Annotated in this window: 1 protein-coding gene and 1 pseudogene; both read left to right on the forward strand. The window is 40.2% G+C overall.

The window, feature by feature from the left end:
• Positions 1–527 precede the first annotated feature (527 nt).
• Positions 528–692, forward strand: a pseudogene (locus tag H5073_RS17885) (IS256 family transposase); the annotation flags it as partial.
• A gap of 153 nt (positions 693–845) precedes the next feature.
• Positions 846–1,166: an Imm45 family immunity protein gene (gene imm45 / locus H5073_RS17890; protein ID WP_220488110.1), complete on the forward strand. Its 321-nt coding sequence runs from the start codon at positions 846–848 to the stop codon at positions 1,164–1,166.
• Positions 1,167–1,449: the final 283 nt, after the last annotated feature.

The raw sequence follows: 1,449 nt of genomic DNA on the forward strand, positions 1-1,449 counted from the left end.
GTAGGAGCGGGTATCTTCAATGAGTTTTAAATGTTCAAACAGTGACATTGGTTCGTTTCTTTAAGGTAACATGCTTGCTCAGATCAGGCTTGTTAAGAAAAGTTCCCTTTTATTAACAAACTACGATCCGGCCCTGGGTATTGAGGTGACAGCCAAAGCTAGGGGAGTTACCAGCGTAGAAGCTAGAGTTATAAATTTTAACGACTTCATGTCATTTCCTTGTGTATTAAATGGCTTCTAGTAGAATTACTTGGAGCCAAATTCTTAATATAGATTGATTCCTATCAATCACTAAATACGTTATCATATAGCGTATGTCGTTGTAAATAAGGAAGAAGTCAGGGAGCCAATTTTGAATTTCATGATTTATCTCCTTCTACTCAACTCAAAAAAGTTGTTGCTGTTGGATGTTCCTAGTCAACTAAATATGGCAGCTCCCGATTAGTCAAGGCAATGATTTGCTCACCGAAGGGTAGTGCTCAAATTTCTGTGTCATTTCTGTAGAATAAACCAAAAAGAGATGATTTATGACAGCACCTACATTTGATATCAACGCCGCCATTCAAGCTTTGTGTGAAGGCCAAGACCTCACGGGCAAGGATGGCATCCTCACCCCTTTGATTAAAAAGCTTACCGAAGCCGCGCTTAATGCTGAGCTTGTGGGGCACCTCGCCCCCAATCGTAAGAACGGCTATTGCTTTGACTCACCGGGAGCCTCCATATAAGGAATGATTTATTTTTGTAAACCCAAAAAACAGGAAACATAAAGGTGAAGTGAATATCGATCTCGAGCCTATTCCAGAAAAACAGGACACATCGGGTAAGCATGACTTGAAGGTAAAATGATGAACTGGGTTAAATTAATAAATTGCGATAAGGATTCATTTCCTCACGGCACTGTTTTCAGGTTGAAAGGCCAATATCCCTATGAAGACATCATCGATTTTATGGTTTTTGAGCCTTCTCAAGAGGGTAAAGGACAAGGGCTAATGGTTAGTTCTGGCTATAAAGCTGGTTTGATTTTAATTCTTTTACCTAAAGATTCAGGTAAATTAGCCATAGAAAAGGAATGGTTAATTCATAACTGGTCTCATTGGGTGTATCCAGACTGTGATGTATCTGATGTTTTCGTTTCTGATGGTTACGTTGCTAATCCAGTAAAATAAATGGAATCATCAGCGAGGGTGTTCATAATTTCCCCCTGTATCAGGTTAATTTTACAGATGGATATATGAGTCAAAGTCATCTTAGTCTTTTAAGTCAACAGGTTACACCTAGTCCAAAAAGGTGAACCATGGCAATTTGCGAGACGACCGTCTGAGACATGGATGTCGAAGCGAGCTATAGGGACATACTTGCTGCGTGTCGGAGACTTCTTGTAAAATAAATAGGCCATGGCAAGCCTGTATGGCGGAATTTAACGGTCATCACTCTAGTTCTGCGTTCGGT

It is taken from the genome of Shewanella sp. SR44-3, assembly GCF_014163735.1.
Lineage (GTDB): Bacteria > Pseudomonadota > Gammaproteobacteria > Enterobacterales > Shewanellaceae > Shewanella.